Genomic DNA, 19133 nt, shown 5'->3' on the forward strand with positions numbered 1-19133 from the left:
GCATCAACCATGACCTCGTTGCAGGTCGACAAGCACGCCGGCGAGGCCGGGGGCACTCCGCAGGAAGGCTACGAGCGAGGGCTCGGCAGCCGGCAGGTCCAGATGATCGCCATCGGCGGCGCCATCGGCGTGGGCCTCTTCATGGGCGCCGGAGCGAACATCGCCAAGGCCGGCCCCAGCATCATCCTGATGTACGCCCTGGCCGGCGTGGTCATCTTCTTCATCATGCGCGCGCTGGGCGAACTGCTGCTGTACCGGCCCGTCTCGGGTTCCTTCGCGGAGTACGCCCGCGAATTCCTCGGCCCGTTCTTCGGGTTCGTCACCGGCTGGACGTACTGGCTCATGTGGGTCGTCACCGGCATGGCGGAACTCACCGCCGCGGCCATCTACATGCACTTCTGGTTCCCGGAGATCCCACAGTGGGTCAGCGCCCTGGTCTTCCTGGTGGTGCTCTTCGGCGTCAACCTGATCTCGGTGAAGATCTTCGGCGAGGTCGAGTTCTGGTTCTCGATGGTCAAGGTCACCGCGATCATCGGCATGATCGTGATCGGTCTCGGCGTGCTCACGCTCGGCTTCTCCGACGCCGGTGACACCGCCGCGGTCTCCAACCTCTGGGCGCACGACGGGATCTTCCCGAACGGCATCGGCTCCAGCCTGATGACCCTCCAGGGCGTGATGTTCGCCTATCTCGCCGTCGAACTGGTCGGCGTCACCGCCGGCGAGTCCGAGAACCCCGAGAAGACGCTCCCCAAGGCCATCAACACGCTGCCCTGGCGCATCATCATCTTCTACGTCGGCGCCCTCGTGGTGATCCTCTCCGTCGTGAAGTGGACCGAGTTCTCCGCGGGCGAGAGCCCGTTCGTCCACGCCTTCGACAAGATCGGCATCCCGCTCGCCGCCGGCATCGTCAACTTCGTGGTGCTGACCGCCGCGCTCTCCTCGTGCAACTCCGGCATGTACTCCACCGGCCGCATGCTGCGCGACCTGGCGTCCAACGGCGAGGCCCCGAAGGCCTTCGGCCGCCTGAACGCCCGCAAGACCCCGGCCGTGGGCATCGCCGTCTCCGTCGCGCTCATGGGCATCGGCGTCGTCCTCAACTACGTCGTCCCGGAGAAGGCGTTCGGCTACGTCGTCTCGGTGGCCACCGCGGCCGGTATCTGGACGTGGATGATGATCCTCGTCAGCCACATCCGCTACCGCCGCGCGGTCGAGGCCGGCAGTCTGCCCGCCTCGTCCTTCCCGGCCCCCGGCGGAGCCAAGTTCAGCTGGGTCGCCCTGCTGTTCCTGATCGGCGTGACCGGCATGATCGCCTACGACAAGGACTCCAGGATCTCCCTGGTCGTGGGCGCGGTCTGGGGGATCGGCCTGGCCGTCGGCTGGGCGCTCCTCAAGAAGCGCAACCCGCAGCTGACCGAGCGCACCCCCGAGTACGCGGACGCCGTCAAGTAGCGAGCGGCTCGCTCCTCACCGGTCATCAGGGCCATGCGGGCGGAGAACGCCCGGCATGGCCCTGATGCCGTTCGGGGACGCCGGCCGGCCGCCGTTCACGCGAGCCGGACGTTCTTGCCCCCGGCGTGGAGCGTCACCCCCGCATCACCGACCGACACCCGGGTCGGCGCGAGACCGCCCGGCAGATCCGGGACGACGACCTCCGCGGCGGTGAAGGCCGCCGAGATGCGAGGTCCGGACGGATCGACCGGCCGGCCCGCGAACGACGCCGCGACCGGCACGACGGTGATCGTGCGCCCGGTCAGCCGCGGTTCGGCCACGACGGTCAGGGGCAGGCCCAGGACCTCACGGTCGATCCGAAGCCGGCCGTCCCCGTCCGCCGAGAGTATGGCGCCCTCCCCGAGACCCGCGCCCAGGGAGTCGAACGGCGCCGTGAACCGGGCGTCCGCGGACGCGGCCGTGTAACCGCCGCCGCCCTCGGCGACGTCGCGCAGCTCGACCGACGCCCGCACCGGCCGGCCTTCCCCGGTCACGGCGTCCGCCCGTACGTCCACGCTCGGAAAGGCCCCCCGCGCCGCGCTCAGCAGGAACGGGAAGCCGTCGATGCTCACGCGCGGAGTGCCGACCAGCGCCTTCTGCCGCGCGGCGATCCGCTCCGCGAGCCGGTTCTCGGCGACGCTCGCGGAGACGCGGTCGACCGCCGGCAACGCCACGAGCGGCACGGCCGCCACGAGGGACGTCCACAGCAGCCGCCGGCGGCAGTCCGCCCGGCGCCGCGTCACGACGCGCTCCGGGTGCCGGCCAGGGGCGCGCCGCCGGTCGCGGGGGAGGGCGGCTCCGCGTCGTCGTGGCCGTCGTCCTCGATCGCCAGCCGCGGAAGCAGCCGGTCCAGCGCGTCGGGCAGCCACCAGTTCGCCCGGCCGAGCAGGACCATCGTGGCCGGCACGAGGACGCCGCGGACGACGGTGGCGTCCAGCGCGACCGCCGTGGCCAGGCCGATGCCGAACATCTTCACCACGGGGTCGTCGGACAGCAGGTAGCCGAGGAAGACGCTGACCATGATCAGTGCCGCCGAGGTGATGATCCGGCCCGTTGCGGCCAGGCCGGTGATGACCGCGCCCCGGTTGTCACCGTCGCGCAGATACGCCGCACGCACGGCACTGAGCAGGAAGACCTCGTAGTCCATCGCGAGACCGAACAGCACGGCGAACATCAGCAGTGGGACGTAACCCGGGATCGGCACCGGCCCTTCGAGCCCGATCAGCGTCGCGCCCCACCCCCACTGGAAGACCGCGGTGAGCACCCCGTAGGAGGCGGCGACCGAGACCAGGTTCATCAGCGCCGCCTTCACCGCGACGACCGGCGAGCGGAAGGCGACGAGCAGAAGCAGTGCGGCGACGGCGAGCACGAAGCCGACGACCAGGGGCATCCGCTCGGTGAGCCGTTCGTTCAGATCGGCCTGGGCGGCCGTCGCCCCGCCCACATGGGTCACCAGGCCGGCGTCCGCGCCGGCCCGGGGCAGGGTCTCGTCCCGCAGCCGGTGCACCAGCTCGACCGTGTCCGGGTCGGACGGCGCGGTGGTGGGCGTGACCTGCCAGCGCACACGAGTGCCGCTCGCGTCCAGCTGCGCGGGCCCGACGGACGCGACGCCGCCGGTCGTTCGCAGAGCGGCGGAGACGGCCGTGATCCGGGCGTCGTCCGGGCCGGAGGCGGGGTCGGGCAGCGTGGACACGACCTGGAGCGGACCGTTGGCGCCGGGACCGAAGGCGTCGGCCAGCCGGTCGTACGAGGTGCGGCTCGCCGTACCGGCGGCCTTGTCGCCCGCGTCCAGCTGACCGTACGTCAACTGAGTTGCCGGGACGGCGAGTACACCGGTCAGAGCGAGCGCGGCCAGGAGGCAGCGCCACGGCCGGGAGGCGACGAACGCGGCGATCCGGCCCCAGCCGGCCGGAGCGGGCCCGGCGCCGGGGTGCGCGTCCACCGGCCGCGAGCGGGCCGCGAGGGTTTCGGGCCGTTCCGCTCCGGTCCGGGCCGCGGGCTCTTCGCGACGGTCCGTGCCGCTACCGGCGCCGGGGACTCGGAGACGCACCGGGCCGGGTACGCCAGTGGCGGCTTCCGCGCGACCGGCCCCGGAGGCCGCCGTGCCCGCCCCCTCCGGCTCGCCCCGGTCGTCCGGCTCCTGGCGTCCGCCCGGCTCCTGCCGTACGACCCGCTCCCGCGCCTTGCGCTCGTTCCGCGCCTTCCGGTCGCCCCGCGCCGTGGGCGCGAGTCGCGGCCCGAGCAGTGAGAGCACGGCGGGCAGCAGGGTGAGCGTCGCCGCCATGGCGACCAGCACGGCGATGCCCGGCGCGAGTGCCAGCGCGTGCAGCAGCGGGAGGCCGCCGAACGCGAGCCCGGCGAGGGCGGCGACGACCGCGCTGCCCGCGAACACGACCGCCTTGCCGGACCCGGCCGTGGTGCGTGCGGCCGCTTCCTCGACGTCCACCCCGGCCGTCAGCAGCTCACGGAACCGGGTCAGACAGAAGAGCGTGTAGTCGATGCCGACGCCGAGGCCGATCATCGCCGCGATGGTCGCACCGGAGGAGGGCATGTCCATCAGATGGCCCGCCAGGCCGATCAGGCACAGGGACACGCCCAGCCCGACCGCTCCCGTGAGCAGCGGCACCCCGGCCGCGACCAGACTCCCGAACCCGAGGGCGAGGACGACGAACGCGGCCGCGAGGCCGATGACCTCGCTGTGCCCGGTGGAACCCTTGTCCTCCGCGGCGGCGAGGTCCCCGCCGGCCGTCACCTCGATCCCCGCACGGGCGGCCGGGGCGGCCGCGTCCGTGATGGCGCGGGTGGTCTCCGGGGTGATGTCCCGTCCGCCGACGTCGAGTTCGACCGTCAGCCGGCCCGTGCGGCCGTCCGCGCCGAGGCCGCCGCCGGCGGGTTCGTACGGGGTGGTGACGGCCACGACGTGGTCGACGCCCTCGATGGCCCGCGCCGCCTCCTCGACGGCCCTGCGCTGCCCGGAAGAGGTGAGCGGTGCGGCGTCGGCCGGTGCGTACAGGACGACGGGCTGCCGGCCCGAGGCCGCGTCGGCGAAGGCCCCTGCCGTGTCGCGCGCCGCCTGGCTGTCGCTGCCCGGGATGGTCACGGCCTCGCTGGTGACCCTGCCGAAGGCCCCGACCGCCGCGGCCAGGGAGATGAGCAGCAGCAGCCAGGCGGCCACGGTCCGTTTCGGTCTGCGGGCGCACCAGCGCCCTGCGGCCAGGAGCATGAGGAACCCGTCCCTCTCGTGCGGCGGGCCGGGGTGGGCCCTCTCGTGCGGCGGCCCGGAACGGGCTCGAAGTTATTGCACTCCGTGTGCAAGCGGCACGGTTGCATCACGAGTGCAACAATGTCAACGCAGGGATGGGAGGAACCGACGTGAACCAGTCGGACCGGCGGGCGCCGGATCGCGCCCCGGAGACCGCGGACGCACAACCCGGCACCGGCGGCGGACCGCCGCGGGACGGCCGCACCGAGCGCGGACGCCGGACCCGGGAGAAGATCGCCGACGCGATGCTCTCGCTGCTCGACGACGGGGAGACGCAGTTCCCCGCGGACCGGGTGGCCGAGCGGGCCGGGGTGTCGCGCCGCCTGGTGTTCCACCACTTCGCCGACATGGGGCAGCTCCAGGACACCGCCATCGCCCGGCGGCTCGACCAGCTGGCCGCGCGCATCGGGCCCCTGCCCGCCGAGGGGTCGAGGGAGACGAGGGTGGCCGCGCTCGTCGAGCAGCGGGCGCGGATCCTGGAATGGATCACCCCCGCGCGACTGACGATGATGCGGCTGGAGAACCCGACCGAGAGGGTCGAGTTCGCCACCCGTCAGGTGCTCGACTTCGCCCGCCGACGGCTCGCCGAGGTCTTCGCCGAGGAGCTGGACCGGCTGCCCGGGGAACGCCGTGCGGACCTGCTCAACGGCCTGGACGCGGTGACCACATGGGGTGCCTGGTACCACTGGCGCAGCAGCGGCCTCGACCAGGACGCCGCCCGCCGCACGATGGAGGCCACGGTGCACGCGCTGCTCGCCGTGACCGACCGGGCGCCCGCGCCGGACCCGGCCGGCCGGGCGGCGGGCGACGGCCCGTCATCGCCGCCGGCCGGCGCCCCCGCACCGCCTCCGGCCCGCTGATCTCACGCAATGGTCCCCGGATCTCAGATCCGGGGAACGTCCGCCTATTCTCGTCCTCATGCTGACCATCACCCAGGCCCTGTACGAGCAGATCGTCGCCCACGCCCGCGAGGACCACCCCGACGAGGCGTGCGGCGTGGTCGCGGGGCCCGCCGGCGAGGGGCGTCCCGAGCGCTTCATCCCCATGCTCAACGCCGCCCGCTCGCCCACGTTCTACGAGTTCGACTCGTCGGACCTGCTCAAGCTCTACCGGGAGATGGACGACCGGGACGAGGAGCCGGTGGTCATCTACCACTCCCACACGGCGACCGAGGCGTACCCGTCCCGCACCGACATCTCGTACGCCAACGAGCCCGGCGCCCACTACGTGCTCGTTTCCACCGCGGACACCGACGACGCAGGGCCGTTCCAGTTCCGCTCCTTCCGGATCGTCGACGGCGAGGTCACCGAGGAGGACGTCGAGGTCGTCGAGGCGTACTGAGGCATTTCGTCCACCAGGCGAACGGATCAGGTCCACGATGCGAGATCACATACCTGGGGCCGGATCGGGAATCGTTACGATGACCGCATGGTTCCCCACGACGTGAGCGAGAAGACGCCGGGCACGCCGCTGCTCGTGGCGCGGCTGCACGTCGACCTGTGCCGCCTGGCCAGCGCCATCTGTACGCGCTGCGCGGCCGGCCGCACGGCCTGAGCCCACGGCCGACGAACACGGCAGCCTGCACAAGCCCCTGCGCGGGGGCCGAGCCGCGCGCCCGTACGCAACGCACTTACGTCCCTCCCGACAGGAGCCCACGCCATGGCCATCGAGGTCCGCATCCCGACCATCCTCCGCACCTACACCGACGGCGCCAAGGCCGTCGAGGGCAGCGGGGACACGCTCGCCGAGCTGTTCACCGACCTCGAGACCCGGCACCCCGGAATCCTGGCCCGGATCGTGGACGAGGCGAACGGCGAGCAGCTGCGCCGCTTCGTGAACGTCTACCTGAACGACGAGGACGTCCGCTTCCTCGACGGCATCTCCACCAAGCTGTCCGACGGTGACAGCGTGACGATCCTGCCGGCCGTGGCCGGCGGTATGGCCTGATCGGCCGGACAACCCATGCGCTACGACTCCCCGCTCGCCGCGGTCGGCAATACCCCGCTCGTCCGGCTGCCCCGGCTGTCCCCCTCCGAGGACGTCCGCATCTGGGCCAAGCTGGAGGACCGCAACCCGACCGGCTCGATCAAGGACCGCCCCGCGCTCTTCATGATCGAGCAGGCGGAGAAGGACGGGCGCCTCACGCCCGGCTGCACGATCCTCGAGCCGACCAGCGGCAACACCGGCATCTCGCTGGCCATGGCGGCCAGGCTCAAGGGCTACCGGATCGTCTGCGTGATGCCGGAGAACACAAGCCACGAGCGGCGGCAGCTCCTGGCCATGTGGGGCGCCGAGATCATCTCGTCGCCCGCGGCGGGCGGCTCCAACACGGCCGTGCGGGTGGCGAAGGAACTCGCCGCGCAGAATCCGTCGTGGGTGATGCTCTACCAGTACGGCAACCCGGACAACGCGGGCGCCCACTACGCCACCACCGGCCCGGAGGTCCTTGCCGACCTGCCCTCGATCACCCACTTCGTGGCGGGCCTCGGCACGACCGGCACCCTCATGGGCGTCGGACGCTTCCTGCGCGAGCACAAGCCCGACGTGAAGATCGTCGCCGCGGAGCCCCGGTACGACGACCTCGTCTACGGACTGCGCAACCTCGACGAGGGCTTCGTCCCCGAGCTGTACGACGCGTCCGTCCTCACCACCCGCTTCTCGGTCGGCTCGGCCGACGCCGTCACCCGCACCCGGGAGCTCCTCCAGCAGGAGGGCATCTTCGCGGGCGTCTCCACCGGCGCGTCCCTGCACGCGGCGATCGGCGTGGGCAAGAAGGCGCTGAAGGCCGGGGAATCGGCGGACATCGTCTTCATCGTGGCCGACGGCGGCTGGAAGTACCTGTCCACCGGCGTGTACACGGCTCCCACGACCGAGGCGGCGATCGAAACCCTCCAGGGCCAGCTCTGGGCCTGACTCCCCGAGCGGCCGGCGCCGGCCACGGGCCGGAGAGGACGGCCGCCGCCGGCCGCCGGGACCGCGGCGCGCTTCGTGCGCGGGACGGGTCCGGAGCCCGATCCGGTCGGACCGGGCCGGGCGGATCAACCCGGAGCAGGGTGCCGGAGCAGGGTGCGCCCGGATCCCGGGTGGCACCGCTCCGGACTCCGGGCGCCGAGGACGTACCGGCGCCGGGACGGGCGAGGAACCCTGGCGCGGGCGGCACCCGGGACGGTGAGGCGACCATTCGACTCGGGACACGACAGGGCGGAGCGGTCCCGAACACGCCTCACAGATGACGCAACTGGTCCCACAGCAGCGGGTCCACCGCACCCACCCGCCGGCGGAAGTCCCGGACCCGGACATCGCGCAGTTCGTCCGTCTCCAGGAAGCTCGGGCGCCCGTGTGCGTCGCCGACGGTGCCCGGCGGAAGCGGGATCACGCCCGGACGCTCGTCGTGATAGCGGCTGGTGATCTTGGCGACGCGCGCAGCGCCGCCGTGCACGGCCAGGACCAGGCACGGACGGTCCTTCGAACCGGGCCCGTCCTCGAACGGAACGTCCGCCCACCAGATCTCGCCCGGCTGCGGCCTCCGCGCCGGCCCGGGACGCGCCGCGCCCTCCGCCGGCCCGCCGGGCCGGCCGCCCGGGGCACGGCCCCGCGGCCGCGTCGGCACCCTGCGCGGCGGTCTCCCGCCGGGCCTCCCGGTACGGGCACCCGGCCGCACCCGTGTCACGGCCGCCAGCAGCGCGACCGCCACCACTGCGCCGAGCGCGAGCCACCACGACGTGTCCATACCCCAGACGGTACCGGCGCGCATCCCGGGCCGCGCGCGCCGGGCCCTCGCCGGTCACGCGTCGTCCTATCCGGTGACAGGGCAGGTGAGTTCCCCCACAACGGGTACGTGCGAAGGAGCGCTCTACCCTTTCGCGCCTTACGCTCGACGCACCGCACGACCTCCCCTGCGCACGCCTCGGCACTCCTGCCACCCGCCCACGTTCCCGTCCACCGGACGACCGTCCACGGAGGTTCAAGCTCCATGAAGCTCACCGTCGTCGGCTGCTCGGGGTCGTTCCCGTCCGCGGAATCGGCCTGCTCGAGCTATCTCGTAGAGGCCGACGGCTTCCGGCTGCTCCTCGACATGGGCAACGGCGCCCTCGGCGAGCTGCAGCGCCACATCGGTCTCTACGACCTCGACGCCATCTTCCTCAGTCATCTGCATGCGGACCACTGCATCGACATGTGCGGATACTTCGTGGCCCGCTACTACCGCCACGACGGCGGTCGCTGCGACGCCATCCCGGTGTACGCGCCGGAAGGCGCGGAGCAGCGGCTCACCACCGCATACGCCGACACCCCGTCCGACAAGTCGATGAGCGAGGTCTTCGACTTCCACACCCTCAAGCCGGGCGCCTTCGAGATCGGGCCGTTCTCCGTGCGCGCCGAGAAGGTCGCGCATCCCGTCGACACCTTCGGCATCCGGGTCGAGCACGGCGGCCGCTCCCTGACCTACTCCGGGGACACCGGCGTCTGCGACCCCCTGGTCGACCTCGCCGACGGCACCGACCTCTTCCTCTGCGAGGCGGCCTTCACCCACGGCAAAGAGGACATCCCGGACCTCCACCTCAACGGCCGCGAGGCCGGCGCACACGCCGCCCGCGCACGGGTCGGCCGTCTGGTGCTGACCCACATCCCGCCGTGGACGGACGCCGAGCGCAATCTTGCGGACGCGCGGGAGGTCTTCGACGGGCCCGTCGAACTGGCGGCCCCGGGCGCGGTCTACGAGCTGTGAGGCGCTTCGGGCCGTAGCCCCGGACCCGTTTCACGGCCGTGCGGTACCGGCCCGGCACGGGGCGGCGGTCGCGGCACCCGCGCGCACAGCCCCCTTCGCCCCGGCCGGCACCGACCCGGCCTTTCCCGCCGCGGTTGGCCCGGTCGGCGGGGACCCGGCCGGGGCCGGCTCGGCCCCGTACCGCGATCTCGCCGCGACGCGGGAGATCCACTCCGCAGGCCGGGAACGGCGCACACCGCTAAACTCGCCTAAAAGCGACACATCGTCCTGATCTGCGAGGAAACATGGCCGATGACGTCAAGGACACGCTCCCTCCGCCGCCCAGTTCGCACAGCCGCGAAGGGCCCGGAGAGCTGAAGCACAACGCGATCGGATTCCTCGACGCGCTCGTCATCGGCATCAACTCGACCTCACCCGCGTACTCGCTGGCCGCGGTCATCGGCTCGGTCGTGGCACTCGTCGGCGTCTACGCTCCCGGCGTCGTCCTCGCCTCCTTCGTGCCGATGCTGCTCATCGCATCGGCCTTCTTCTACCTCAACCGGGTCGACCAGGACTGCGGCACGACCTTCTCCTGGGTGACCCGCGCCATGGGCCCCTGGGCCGGCTGGTTCGGCGGCTGGGCGATCATGATGACCGGTGTGCTCGTCGTCGGCTCCCTCGCCGACGTGGCCGTCGGCTTCGGGCTGCTCACCGTGGGCCTCGACAGCTGGGCGTCCAACGACTTCGTACGCCAGCTGCTCGCCGTGCTGGTCATCCTCGTCATGACCGCCATCTGCGTCATCGGCACCGAGGCCTCGGCACACGTCCAGAACGTGCTCATCCTCGCCCAGGTCGCATCGCTCCTCGCGTTCGCCGTCGTGGCGGTCCACCGCGTGTACGCGGGCACCAGCTCGCTCGGCGGCGTCGAACCGCAGATCGGCTGGCTGAATCCCCTCGGGGCGGGCGGCGGCGCACTGACCGCGGGCCTGCTGCTGGGCGTCTTCATGTACTGGGGCTGGGAGTCGGCGGTCAACCTCACCGAAGAGGTCAAGAACTCCGCCAGCGCCCCCGGACGGGCCGGCATCTGGTCGACGGTCATCCTGCTCGGCACGTACCTCTCGGTCACCATCGCCGTCGTCGCCTTCGCCGGGCCCGCCTACCTCGCAGAGAACGCCTCCGAGGAGGAGTTCATCTTCGCCTCCCTCGCCGGGCAGGTCCTCGGGGGCTGGGACTGGCTCGTCCTGCTGGCCGTTTCCACGTCCGCGCTCGCCTCGACCCAGACGACGATCATCCCGGCATCCCGCACCGGGCTCTCCATGGCCAGGCGCGGAGCGCTGCCCGCCGCCCTGGCCCGCATCCACCCCCGCTTCCACACGCCGCACGTCAGCACCTGGGCCGTCGCGATCGTCGCCATCGTCTGGTACCTCGTCGTCAGCCAGATCAGCGAGAACGCCCTGCTCGACTCGCTCACCGCGCTCTCACTGCTCATCGCGTTCTACTACGCGCTCACCGGCATCGCCTGCGCCGTCTACTACCGCCGCCATCTCACCGAGAGCGTGCGCAACTTCCTGCTCATCGGCGTCGGACCGGTGATCGGTGCGGTGCTGCTGCTGTGGCTGCTGGTCGAATCCGTCATCGACATGTCCGACCCGGCCAACTCGTACAGCGGCGTCTCGTGGTTCGGGCTCGGCCCGCCGCTCGTCATCGGCATCTTCATCGTCGTGGTGGGACTGCTGATCATGTTCGCGCGCCGGCTGACGAGCGACGGCTTCTGGCACGAGCGCCCCGGCGTCTGCGACCCCGACCTCGCGCGCGGCACCGGCTCACGCTCGGGCACCGGTCCCGGCACCGGCGCGGGCGCCGACCGGAACGGATCCGGAGGGCCGTGAGATGGCCGTCGTCCTCGGATACGACGAGTCACCCGGCTCGGTGCGGGCGCTGCGGGTGGCCATCGAGGTGGCCGCCGCCTTCGGCGAGCCGCTCGTCCTGGTCTTCGGCGCGGCGCCCCCGGGCGCGCTCGGCGAGGAGTACCGCACGCATCTGGAGGCCATCCGCCAGTCCGGCAGGGCCGCCCTCGCGCACGCGGTCGCTGCGGCCGACGACGCGGGCGTACCCACGGCGGTGGAGATCCTCGACCGGAAGCCGGCGGAGGCACTGCTCGACGCGGCCGACCGCCACGACGCCCGCGTCATCGTCGTCGGCAGTTACGGCGAGAGCCCGCTGCGCGGCGCCCTCCTGGGCTCGACCCCGCACAAGCTGCTGCACATCTCGCGGGTCCCGGTGCTGTGCGTGCCGGCGGAGGACGGCTGAGCGGCGGGCCGGTGAACGGCCGCAGGCCCCCGCGCTCCGGACGGGAGAGCGGGGGCCTGCGGGCGCATCGGCCGCGGCGGGCTACTTCGCCTCGGCCTTCTCGAGTTCGGCCAGCTCCTCGTCGGACTCGCGGCCCGGCGTCGGCAGGTTGAACTTGGTGATCGCGAAGCGGAAGACCACGTAGTAGACGACCGCGAAGCACAGGCCGATCGGGATGATCAGCCATGGACTCGTCGCCTTGTTCCAGCCCAGGCCCAGGTCGATCAGGCCGGCGGAGAAGGTGAAGCCCGCGTGGACGCCGAACGCCCAGGTCACGGCCATCGAGATGGCGGTGAGAAGAGCGTGGATCGCGTACAGCAGCGGCGCGATGAACATGAACGAGAACTCGATCGGCTCGGTCACACCGGTGACGAACGACGTCAGGGCGAGCGAGAGCATCATGCCGGTGACGGCCTTGCGGCGCTCCGGGCGTGCCGTGTGTGCGATGGCCAGAGCGGCGGCCGGGAGACCGAACATCATGATCGGGAAGAAGCCCGTCATGAACAGACCGGCCTCCGGGTCACCGGCGAAGAAGCGGTGCAGGTCGCCGTGGACGACCTCGCCGGCGGCGTTCGTGAAGTCGCCGATCTGGAACCAGGCGACGGTGTTCACGAACTGGTGCATGCCGATCGGGATCAGCGCGCGGTTGATGAGGCCGAACAGTCCGGCGCCGCCGGCGCCCAGGCCGGTCATCCACGCGCCGAAGTCGGAGATGACGTTGCCGATCGGCTCCCAGACGAGGCCGAAGAACACGCCGACGATGACGCCGACGAAGGCCATGATGATCGGCACGAGGCGCCGGCCGTTGAAGAAGCCGAGCCAGTCCACCAGCTTCGTGCGGTGGTAGCGCTGCCACAGGACCGCGGAGAGCAGACCCATGATGATGCCGCCGAGGACGCCGGGGTTGTTGTAGGTCGCGGCGACGTCGACGCCCTTGTTGGCGGTGGTGTTGACCACGGCCTCGGTCACCGGGAACGCGGTGAGGACGTTCTTGTAGACGAGGAAGCCGACGAGGGCCGCCAGCGCGGTGGACCCGTCCGACTTCTTGGCGAAGCCGATCGCGACGCCTATGCAGAACAGCAGGGGCAGGTTGGCGAAGACGGCGTCACCGGCGGTGGCGAACACCGAGGCGACCTTGTCCCAGCCGAGGCCGTCCTTGCCGAAGACATCGGGCTGGCCGAGGCGCAGCAGGATGCCCGCCGCCGGCAGCACGGCGATGGGCAGCTGCAGGCTGCGGCCCACCTTCTGCAGGCCCTGGAACAGGCCGGAGCCCCATTTCTTGGCGGGTGGCGCCGTGTCGACGGTGGCCGTGGTCACAACTTCCTCCAGTGGGCAAGGCGCCGCCCGGCCGGGGGAAGAGGGGGACGGCGGCGTCTCAGGGGATGCGGTGGTATGGACCGCATGGTCTACACCAGTCAGAGGTGTAGACCAGTTGTAGCACGTGAGGGAAAGATAAGGAACCTGCGATTCTCGAGGTCTCGGTCATGGGCCGAGAGCCCTCCGTGTCACCCCTGCCGGAGCCCCCGTAGGAGCCCCGGTCGGAGCCCCGTCGGCGCCGCCCGGAAGCCCCCGCCGCCCGACGCGCGCCGCCCGGTCCGGGCCCCCGCGGGCGGCCGCCGCCCGGCCCCGGCCCCTCGGGCGCCCGCCGGCCGGTGCGCCGTGTCCGTGTGCCGCCGCCGGTCCCCCGGCGTCCGTGGGCGGCTGCCTTCGCCCGCCGCGCGTCGCCCGCCGTGCGGTCGGCGGCTCCGGCCGCGGTGGGCGAGGTCGTGGGCGGGGCGGCGCTCCGCCCCGCGCCCGCTACTTGGTGACCTCGCGCTCCAGCTCGTCTCCGATCTCGTCCGGCTCGCGCCCCGGCGTCCTGATGTCGAACTTGGTGATCGCGAAGCGGAAGATCGCGTAGTACACCGCCGCGAAGCCCAGGCCGATCGGGACGATCAGCCACGGTTTCGTCGCCAGACCCCAGTTGATCACGTAGTCGATGAAGCCCGCCGAGAACGAGAAGCCGTCCTTCACGCCCAGCGTCCAGGTCACGGCCATCGAGACGCCCGTGAGCACCGCGTGGATCGCGTACAGCACGGGGGCGACGAACATGAACGAGTACTCCAGCGGCTCCGTGATGCCCGTGACGAACGACGTCAGCGCCGCCGACATCATGAGACCGCCCACCTCGGCGCGCCGGTGCGGCTTCGCACAGTGCGTGATCGCCAGCGCCGCGGCCGGCAGCGCGAACATCATGATGGGGAAGAAGCCCGTGGTGAACAGGCCCGCGTTCGGGTCCCCGTTCAGGAACATGTTGATGTCACCGTGCACCACCGTGCCGTCCGGCTTGGTGTACGAGCCGAACTGGAACCACAGCGGCACGTTCAGGAACTGGTGCAGCCCCACCACCAGCAGCGCACGGTTCGCCACCCCGAAGATGCCGGCGCCCCACGACCCCAGGTCCTGCAGCCAGTTGCTGAAGCTCTCCAGCGCCCCGCCGATCGGCGGCCAGACCCACAGGCAGATCGCCGCGAACGCGATCGCGACGAACGACATGATGATCGGGACCAGCCGGCGGCCGTTGAAGAAGCCGAGCCAGTCCACCAGCTTCGTGCGGTGGTAGCGCTGCCAGATGTAGGCGGTCATCAGACCCATCACGATCCCGCCGAAGACCCCGGGATTCTGGTACGTGAAGGCCGTGATCGAACCGTCCACCGCCTGGCAGCCGGTGGCCACGGGGGTCGTGGGGTCGATGCACTCCTCCGGGAACTCCCGGATCACGCCGTAGTACACGAGGAAACCCGCCACCGCGGCGAGCGCCGTCGAGCCGTCCGCCTTCTTCGCCATGCCGATCGCGACACCCACGCAGAAGAGCATCGGCAGCCCGAGGCCGGAGTCCAGCAACGCGCCGCCGGCGCCGTCCATCACCTTGGCGAGGTTCGTCCAGCCGAGCCCCTGGTCACCGAAGACGTCCGGCTGGCCGAGCCGGTTGAGGATGCCGGCCGCGGGCAGCACGGCGATGGGGAGCTGCAGGCTGCGCCCCATCTTCTGGAGCCCCTGGAACGACCTGTGCCGCCATGACGGCCGCGGTACGGCCGCGCTCTCGGTGCTCATCGGCGTCCTCCCGGAAGTCGCCTGGTTTGGCAGGTGTTGCAGACTGGTGTAGACCAGTTTTCGTACGGCTCGGGTCGACCCGGATTTCCCCCCGTGGTCCGACCGAGGTCCGTCGTGGAAGCGGGTCGCCGGTGATCGTCATCATTCGACAGGTGGCGGTCACTCGCCCATGAAGATGGGCCAACCGTGCATTACCGTGACGAAACGGACCGATGGTGGGCCGAGGCAGCGCTGAGCGCCCCGAACGGGCCTCTCGAAAGCAGGGAGAAGGACATGGCCAGCAAGGCTGAGAAGATCGTCGCCGGGCTCGGCGGTATCGACAACATCGAAGAAGTCGAGGGCTGCATCACCCGCCTCCGCACCGAGGTCGTGGACCCGAGCAAGGTCGACGAGGCCGCGCTGAAGGCCGCCGGCGCCCACGGCGTCGTCAAGATGGGCACCGCCATCCAGGTCGTCATCGGCACCGACGCCGACCCCATCGCCGCCGACATCGAAGACATGATGTGACCCCCGCGCGAGCCGCCTCCCCGCTCACCCGCGAGAGACCGCACCACTGACGGCGGACCCCGGTCCACCCCGGAAGGTCTCACCCGTGAGGGGCCCTTTCCACACCGGAACGGGCCCCTCACGCGCGTACGGATAGGCTCCCCACATGTCTCGTATCGACGGCCGCACCCCCGAACAGCTCCGCCCCGTCACCATCGAACGCGGATGGAGCAAGCACGCAGAGGGCTCCGTCCTCATCTCCTTCGGCGACACCAAGGTCTTCTGCACCGCCTCGGTCACCGAAGGCGTCCCGCGCTGGCGCAAGGGCAGCGGCGAAGGCTGGGTCACCGCCGAGTACTCCATGCTGCCCCGCTCCACCAACACCCGCGGCGACCGCGAATCCGTCCGCGGCAAGATCGGCGGCCGCACCCACGAGATCTCCCGCCTCATCGGCCGGTCCCTGCGAGCCGTCATCGACTACAAGGCCCTCGGCGAGAACACCATCGTCCTCGACTGCGACGTCCTCCAGGCCGACGGCGGCACCCGCACCGCCGCCATCACCGGCGCCTACGTCGCCCTCGCCGACGCCGTCGCATGGGCCCAGGCGAACAAGCTCGTCAAGGCCGGCCGCAAGCCCCTCACCGGCACCGTCGCCGCCGTCTCCGTCGGCATCGTCGACGGCACCCCCCTCCTCGACCTCTGCTACGAGGAGGACGTCCGCGCCGAGACCGACATGAACGTCGTCTGCACCGGCGACGGCCGCTTCGTCGAGGTCCAGGGCACCGCCGAGGCCGAGCCCTTCGACCGCAAGGAACTCAACGCCCTCCTCGACCTCGCCACCGGCGGCTGCGCCGACCTCGCCGCTCTCCAGACCGCCGCCCTCGCCACCAGCGCCGGCGAGTGAGCCGCGACCCCCGCCGAGAGACGCACCCTCGGCGAGGGGCCCGGGGCGTCGCCGTCCTCCGAAGGTAAAGAAGCAACCAAGAACGCCACTGCCGGCGTCACAGCAGGTACGGGCGTACGGGCCGAACCGTACGCCCGTCCGAGAACAGGGGAGGGACTGCTCCATGCGCAGCCGCCGTATCGCACTCGCCGTCGTCACCGCCGTCGCGCTCACCGGAGCCGTCGGCTGCGGTGCCGTCGACAAGGCTCTGGACTGCGTCAAGACCGCCGACGCCATAGCCACCAGCGTCGACAGGCTCTCCCAGGCCGTCGGCACCGCCTCCGATGACCCCACACAGCTGACCGAAGCCCTCAACGACATCGACAAGGAACTCGGCAACCTCAAGGACACCACGGACAACGCCGACCTCTCCAAGGCCGTCGACGACCTCTCCAAGGGAGTCGAGAACGTCCGCACGTCCGTCGAGAACGGCGACGCCACCCCGGACATCAAGCCGGTCACCGACGCCGCCACCGAACTCGGCAAGGTCTGCACCTCCTGAGCCGACGCCGATCCGGCGGTCTCCGCCCACCCCGGGCGACCGACCCGGGCGGCCTCCGCCCACCCCGGGCCGCGACCGACGCGGGCGGCCTCCGCACTTCCCGAGCGGGCGCCGAACCCCCATCGGGGGCCGAACCCTCCACCGGGCGCCGAACCGGCGAGGTCCGCACCTCCCCAGCGGGCGCCGAGCCCCCACCGGGCGCCGTGGACACCACCCACGGCGCCCTCGCCCTCACCGGCGCGGCGATACTGGGCGCATGACCCGCCTGATCCTCGCCACCCGCAATCCCGGGAAGATCACCGAGCTCCACGCGATCCTCGCCGACGCAGGCCTCAGCCACGAACTCGTCGGCGCCGACGCCTACCCCGACATCCCCGACGTCAAGGAAACCGGCGTCACCTTCGCCGAGAACGCCCTGCTCAAGGCACACGCCCTGGCCCAGGCCACCGGCCTCCCGGCCGTCGCCGACGACTCCGGCCTCTGCGTCGACGTCCTGGGAGGCGCCCCGGGCATCTTCTCCGCCCGCTGGTCCGGCACCCACGGCGACGACACGGCCAACCTCGAACTGCTCCTCGCCCAGCTCTCCGACATCGCCGAGGAACACCGCGCCGCGCACTTCGCCTGCGCGGCAGCCCTGGCCCTCCCCGACGGCACGGAACGCGTCGTCGAGGGGCGCCTGCGAGGCACCCTGCGCCACGCCCCGGCCGGCACGAACGGCTTCGGCTACGACCCGATCCTCCAGCCGGACGGCGAGACGCGGACGTGCGCGCAGCTGAGCCCGGAGGAGAAGAACGCGATCAGCCACCGCGGGAAGGCGTTCCGGGCCCTGGTGCCGGTGGTCCGGGAGCTGCTGGCCTGAGCTCCGCAAGGACGAAGGCCCGACTCGCGGGGTGCGAGCCGGGCCCTCGGTCGAGGTGCGCCCGGTCGGATTCGAACCGACAAACACGACCACCTAAAGATCGCCGCTCAGCCCTTGGCGTACGGGCGCCCGTCTCCGCGCCCACTGTACTGGGCACAGTCGGTATCCGGTGCGGAGAGGCCCTTCAGAGGCCGGGGCGTCGGCCGCCCCGGCACCATGTGGCGGTGGTCGCGTGGCAGTTGGGGCACAGCAGCCGCAGGTTGTCGGCGCGATCGTCCAGCCGGTCGCCGTTGATGTGATCGACCTCGAGGGTCAAGGGCCGGCCGAGCCATTCGGGGCCGGAGCCGCACCCGGCGCACTCGTCGGGTACCCCGATCTCCCGGAGCGCGCGCCGCAGGTGCGCGGTTCTGGTGCGCCGCCCCGTTTCCCTCTTCACCAGGACGTCCGCGGCACGTCGTGCGGGGACGGTTCCGGGTCTGCCCTTCATGTGCGCCTGGCCGAGGAAGTGGGCGGTACTGAGACCGTCGTCGGCGATCCACCGCTTCAGGTTCGTGCGCTGACTGGTGTTGTCGGGCCGCGACAGGCGGCGCAGCACCGCGGCCATCGAGCACGAGGCGCTGACAGCTGTGGCCAGGTCCGCCGCCGTGGGCCGGTCGTCCGCCCTGCGGTAGGCGCGTCGCGGTGGATCCGGCACGCCGATGCCGCGGGCTTCCCGATTCATGAGGGCACCGGGCGCCGGGCTTTGCCGCGTCCCCGGTAGGTGTCCGTCACCGAGTGGCAGTTGGGGCAGAGCAGTCGCAGGTTATGGGGTCGGTTGTCGCGCCAGTTGCCGTCCATGTGGTCGACCTCCAGCGGCAGCGGGCGGCCGCACCACTCGGGTCCGGTCCCGCATAGCGCGCACCGCTCAGGCACGCCCGACTCGACCAGGGCTCGACGCAGACGGCGGCCGGCCGTCCGCCGGGAATGCTCTGGAGGCTGCTCCACGAGAAGCCCTCCGGGCGCCGCCGGGCCCCGGCCCGCGCCCGCCCTCGACGGCGCCCCGAAGTGCGAGGTGTCTATGCCGTAGGCGCGGATGCGCCGACCGATGTTCGTGTGGTGGCCGCCGACCACGTCCAGGCCGAGCCGGCGCAGGACTTCGGTCACGCTGGTCGACGCCCGGACCACGGGTTCGAGGACGTCCTTCGTCCACCGCACTCCCTCCCGCTCGAAGTGCGAGGTGTCCACGCCCATCCGCTTCATACGGGCTCGGATGTACGACCGCGAAGCCCCCCTCGCCTCCACCCCCAGCTTCCCCAGCGCCTCCGACAGCGTCCGCGACGTCCTTGCCGCCTCCGACAGGCGTTCTCGTGTGTACGGGCTCACCGGCATGCGCAGCGCCCCCTCCGTACCGGCCGTGTGTTCGTTGCCTCGTACGGAGTAACGAACCGGCGATCGGACGGTCACGCG

The 19133-nt window shown here is 71.8% G+C and carries 20 protein-coding genes and 1 tRNA gene; 13 read left to right on the forward strand and 8 right to left on the reverse strand.

Annotation, left to right across the window (positions count from 1 at the left end; translation table 11 throughout):
* Positions 1–9 precede the first annotated feature (9 nt).
* Entirely contained in the window at positions 10–1449 is a 1440-nt protein-coding gene (locus BLT82_RS29925; RefSeq protein WP_093660477.1) for an amino acid permease, read from the forward strand.
* 95 nt (positions 1450–1544) lie between these two features.
* Here BLT82_RS29925 and BLT82_RS29930 read toward each other — a convergent pair whose 3' ends face one another.
* Together BLT82_RS29930 and BLT82_RS29935 are read right to left on the reverse strand one after the other, a co-directional pair.
* Complete coding sequence (locus tag BLT82_RS29930) at positions 1545–2231, reverse strand: LmeA family phospholipid-binding protein (RefSeq protein ID WP_244529727.1); 687 nt, start codon at positions 2229–2231, stop codon at positions 1545–1547.
* On the reverse strand, positions 2228–4711 hold the full coding sequence (locus tag BLT82_RS29935; protein ID WP_093660479.1) for an MMPL family transporter: 2484 nt from the start codon (positions 4709–4711) through the stop codon (positions 2228–2230). The genes BLT82_RS29930 and BLT82_RS29935 overlap by 4 nt, the downstream gene beginning before the upstream one ends.
* A 149-nt stretch (positions 4712–4860) precedes the next feature.
* Here BLT82_RS29935 and BLT82_RS29940 point away from each other — a divergent pair, with 149 nt between their 5' ends.
* The 5 genes from BLT82_RS29940 to BLT82_RS29955 all read left to right on the forward strand — a co-directional run bounded on the left by BLT82_RS29940 (position 4861) and on the right by BLT82_RS29955 (position 7663).
* Positions 4861–5610 carry a TetR/AcrR family transcriptional regulator gene (locus tag BLT82_RS29940; protein WP_107490282.1) on the forward strand — a complete coding sequence of 250 codons (750 nt, stop codon included), beginning with the start codon at positions 4861–4863 and terminating at the stop codon, positions 5608–5610.
* A gap of 58 nt (positions 5611–5668) precedes the next feature.
* The gene (locus BLT82_RS29945; protein ID WP_093660481.1) at positions 5669–6091 is read left to right on the forward strand and encodes a M67 family metallopeptidase; all 423 of its coding nucleotides are present in this window, start codon (positions 5669–5671) and stop codon (positions 6089–6091) included.
* Positions 6092–6178: 87 nt separating this feature from the next.
* Positions 6179–6304 (forward strand): putative leader peptide, encoded by a 126-nt coding sequence (locus BLT82_RS38615; RefSeq protein ID WP_280142509.1) that lies wholly within the window; start codon positions 6179–6181, stop codon positions 6302–6304.
* A gap of 105 nt (positions 6305–6409) precedes the next feature.
* Positions 6410–6697 carry a MoaD/ThiS family protein gene (locus BLT82_RS29950; protein WP_093660483.1) on the forward strand — a complete coding sequence of 96 codons (288 nt, stop codon included), beginning with the start codon at positions 6410–6412 and terminating at the stop codon, positions 6695–6697.
* 15 nt (positions 6698–6712) lie between these two features.
* The gene (locus tag BLT82_RS29955; RefSeq protein WP_093660485.1) at positions 6713–7663 is read left to right on the forward strand and encodes a PLP-dependent cysteine synthase family protein; all 951 of its coding nucleotides are present in this window, start codon (positions 6713–6715) and stop codon (positions 7661–7663) included.
* 310 nt (positions 7664–7973) lie between these two features.
* Here BLT82_RS29955 and BLT82_RS29960 read toward each other — a convergent pair whose 3' ends face one another.
* Positions 7974–8480: a type II toxin-antitoxin system PemK/MazF family toxin gene (locus tag BLT82_RS29960; protein WP_208868087.1), complete on the reverse strand. Its 507-nt coding sequence runs from the start codon at positions 8478–8480 to the stop codon at positions 7974–7976.
* 243 nt (positions 8481–8723) lie between these two features.
* Here BLT82_RS29960 and BLT82_RS29965 point away from each other — a divergent pair, with 243 nt between their 5' ends.
* From BLT82_RS29965 to BLT82_RS29975, 3 genes are all read left to right on the forward strand, one after another.
* Positions 8724–9476: an MBL fold metallo-hydrolase gene (locus BLT82_RS29965; protein ID WP_093660487.1), complete on the forward strand. Its 753-nt coding sequence runs from the start codon at positions 8724–8726 to the stop codon at positions 9474–9476.
* Positions 9477–9760: 284 nt separating this feature from the next.
* Complete coding sequence (locus BLT82_RS29970) at positions 9761–11344, forward strand: APC family permease (protein ID WP_244529737.1); 1584 nt, start codon at positions 9761–9763, stop codon at positions 11342–11344.
* A gap of 1 nt (position 11345) precedes the next feature.
* Positions 11346–11765: a universal stress protein gene (locus BLT82_RS29975; protein ID WP_093660489.1), complete on the forward strand. Its 420-nt coding sequence runs from the start codon at positions 11346–11348 to the stop codon at positions 11763–11765.
* Positions 11766–11846: 81 nt separating this feature from the next.
* Here the strand turns inward: BLT82_RS29975 and BLT82_RS29980 are convergent, their stop codons facing one another.
* The gene (locus tag BLT82_RS29980; RefSeq protein WP_093660491.1) at positions 11847–13121 is read right to left on the reverse strand and encodes a PTS transporter subunit EIIC; all 1275 of its coding nucleotides are present in this window, start codon (positions 13119–13121) and stop codon (positions 11847–11849) included.
* 480 nt (positions 13122–13601) lie between these two features.
* Positions 13602–14897 (reverse strand): PTS transporter subunit EIIC, encoded by a 1296-nt coding sequence (locus BLT82_RS29985; protein WP_093660493.1) that lies wholly within the window; start codon positions 14895–14897, stop codon positions 13602–13604.
* A gap of 273 nt (positions 14898–15170) precedes the next feature.
* Between BLT82_RS29985 and BLT82_RS29990 the strand changes: the two genes are divergently transcribed.
* From BLT82_RS29990 to rdgB, 4 genes are all read left to right on the forward strand, one after another.
* A complete protein-coding gene (locus BLT82_RS29990) occupies positions 15171–15404 on the forward strand; it encodes a PTS sugar transporter subunit IIB (RefSeq protein ID WP_093660495.1) in 234 nt (77 codons plus the stop codon).
* A 145-nt stretch (positions 15405–15549) separates the two neighbouring features.
* Positions 15550–16287 (forward strand): ribonuclease PH, encoded by a 738-nt coding sequence (rph, locus tag BLT82_RS29995; protein ID WP_093660497.1) that lies wholly within the window; start codon positions 15550–15552, stop codon positions 16285–16287.
* A 163-nt stretch (positions 16288–16450) separates the two neighbouring features.
* Positions 16451–16828 (forward strand): hypothetical protein, encoded by a 378-nt coding sequence (locus BLT82_RS30000; RefSeq protein WP_093660499.1) that lies wholly within the window; start codon positions 16451–16453, stop codon positions 16826–16828.
* 256 nt (positions 16829–17084) lie between these two features.
* Complete coding sequence (gene rdgB, locus BLT82_RS30005) at positions 17085–17687, forward strand: RdgB/HAM1 family non-canonical purine NTP pyrophosphatase (protein ID WP_093660501.1); 603 nt, start codon at positions 17085–17087, stop codon at positions 17685–17687.
* Positions 17688–17743: 56 nt separating this feature from the next.
* Here the strand turns inward: rdgB and BLT82_RS30010 are convergent.
* The 3 genes from BLT82_RS30010 to BLT82_RS30020 all read right to left on the reverse strand — a co-directional run bounded on the left by BLT82_RS30010 (position 17744) and on the right by BLT82_RS30020 (position 19055).
* Positions 17744–17816: transfer RNA gene (locus BLT82_RS30010), tRNA-Leu, on the reverse strand.
* Between the two features lie 55 nt (positions 17817–17871).
* On the reverse strand, positions 17872–18408 hold the full coding sequence (locus BLT82_RS30015) for an HNH endonuclease signature motif containing protein (protein WP_167746128.1): 537 nt from the start codon (positions 18406–18408) through the stop codon (positions 17872–17874).
* The gene (locus BLT82_RS30020) at positions 18405–19055 is read right to left on the reverse strand and encodes an HNH endonuclease signature motif containing protein (protein WP_093660503.1); all 651 of its coding nucleotides are present in this window, start codon (positions 19053–19055) and stop codon (positions 18405–18407) included. The genes BLT82_RS30015 and BLT82_RS30020 overlap by 4 nt, the downstream gene beginning before the upstream one ends.
* Positions 19056–19133 lie beyond the last annotated feature (78 nt).

Origin of the sequence: Streptomyces wuyuanensis, from assembly GCF_900103455.1 — a bacterium.
Lineage (GTDB): Bacteria > Actinomycetota > Actinomycetes > Streptomycetales > Streptomycetaceae > Streptomyces > Streptomyces wuyuanensis.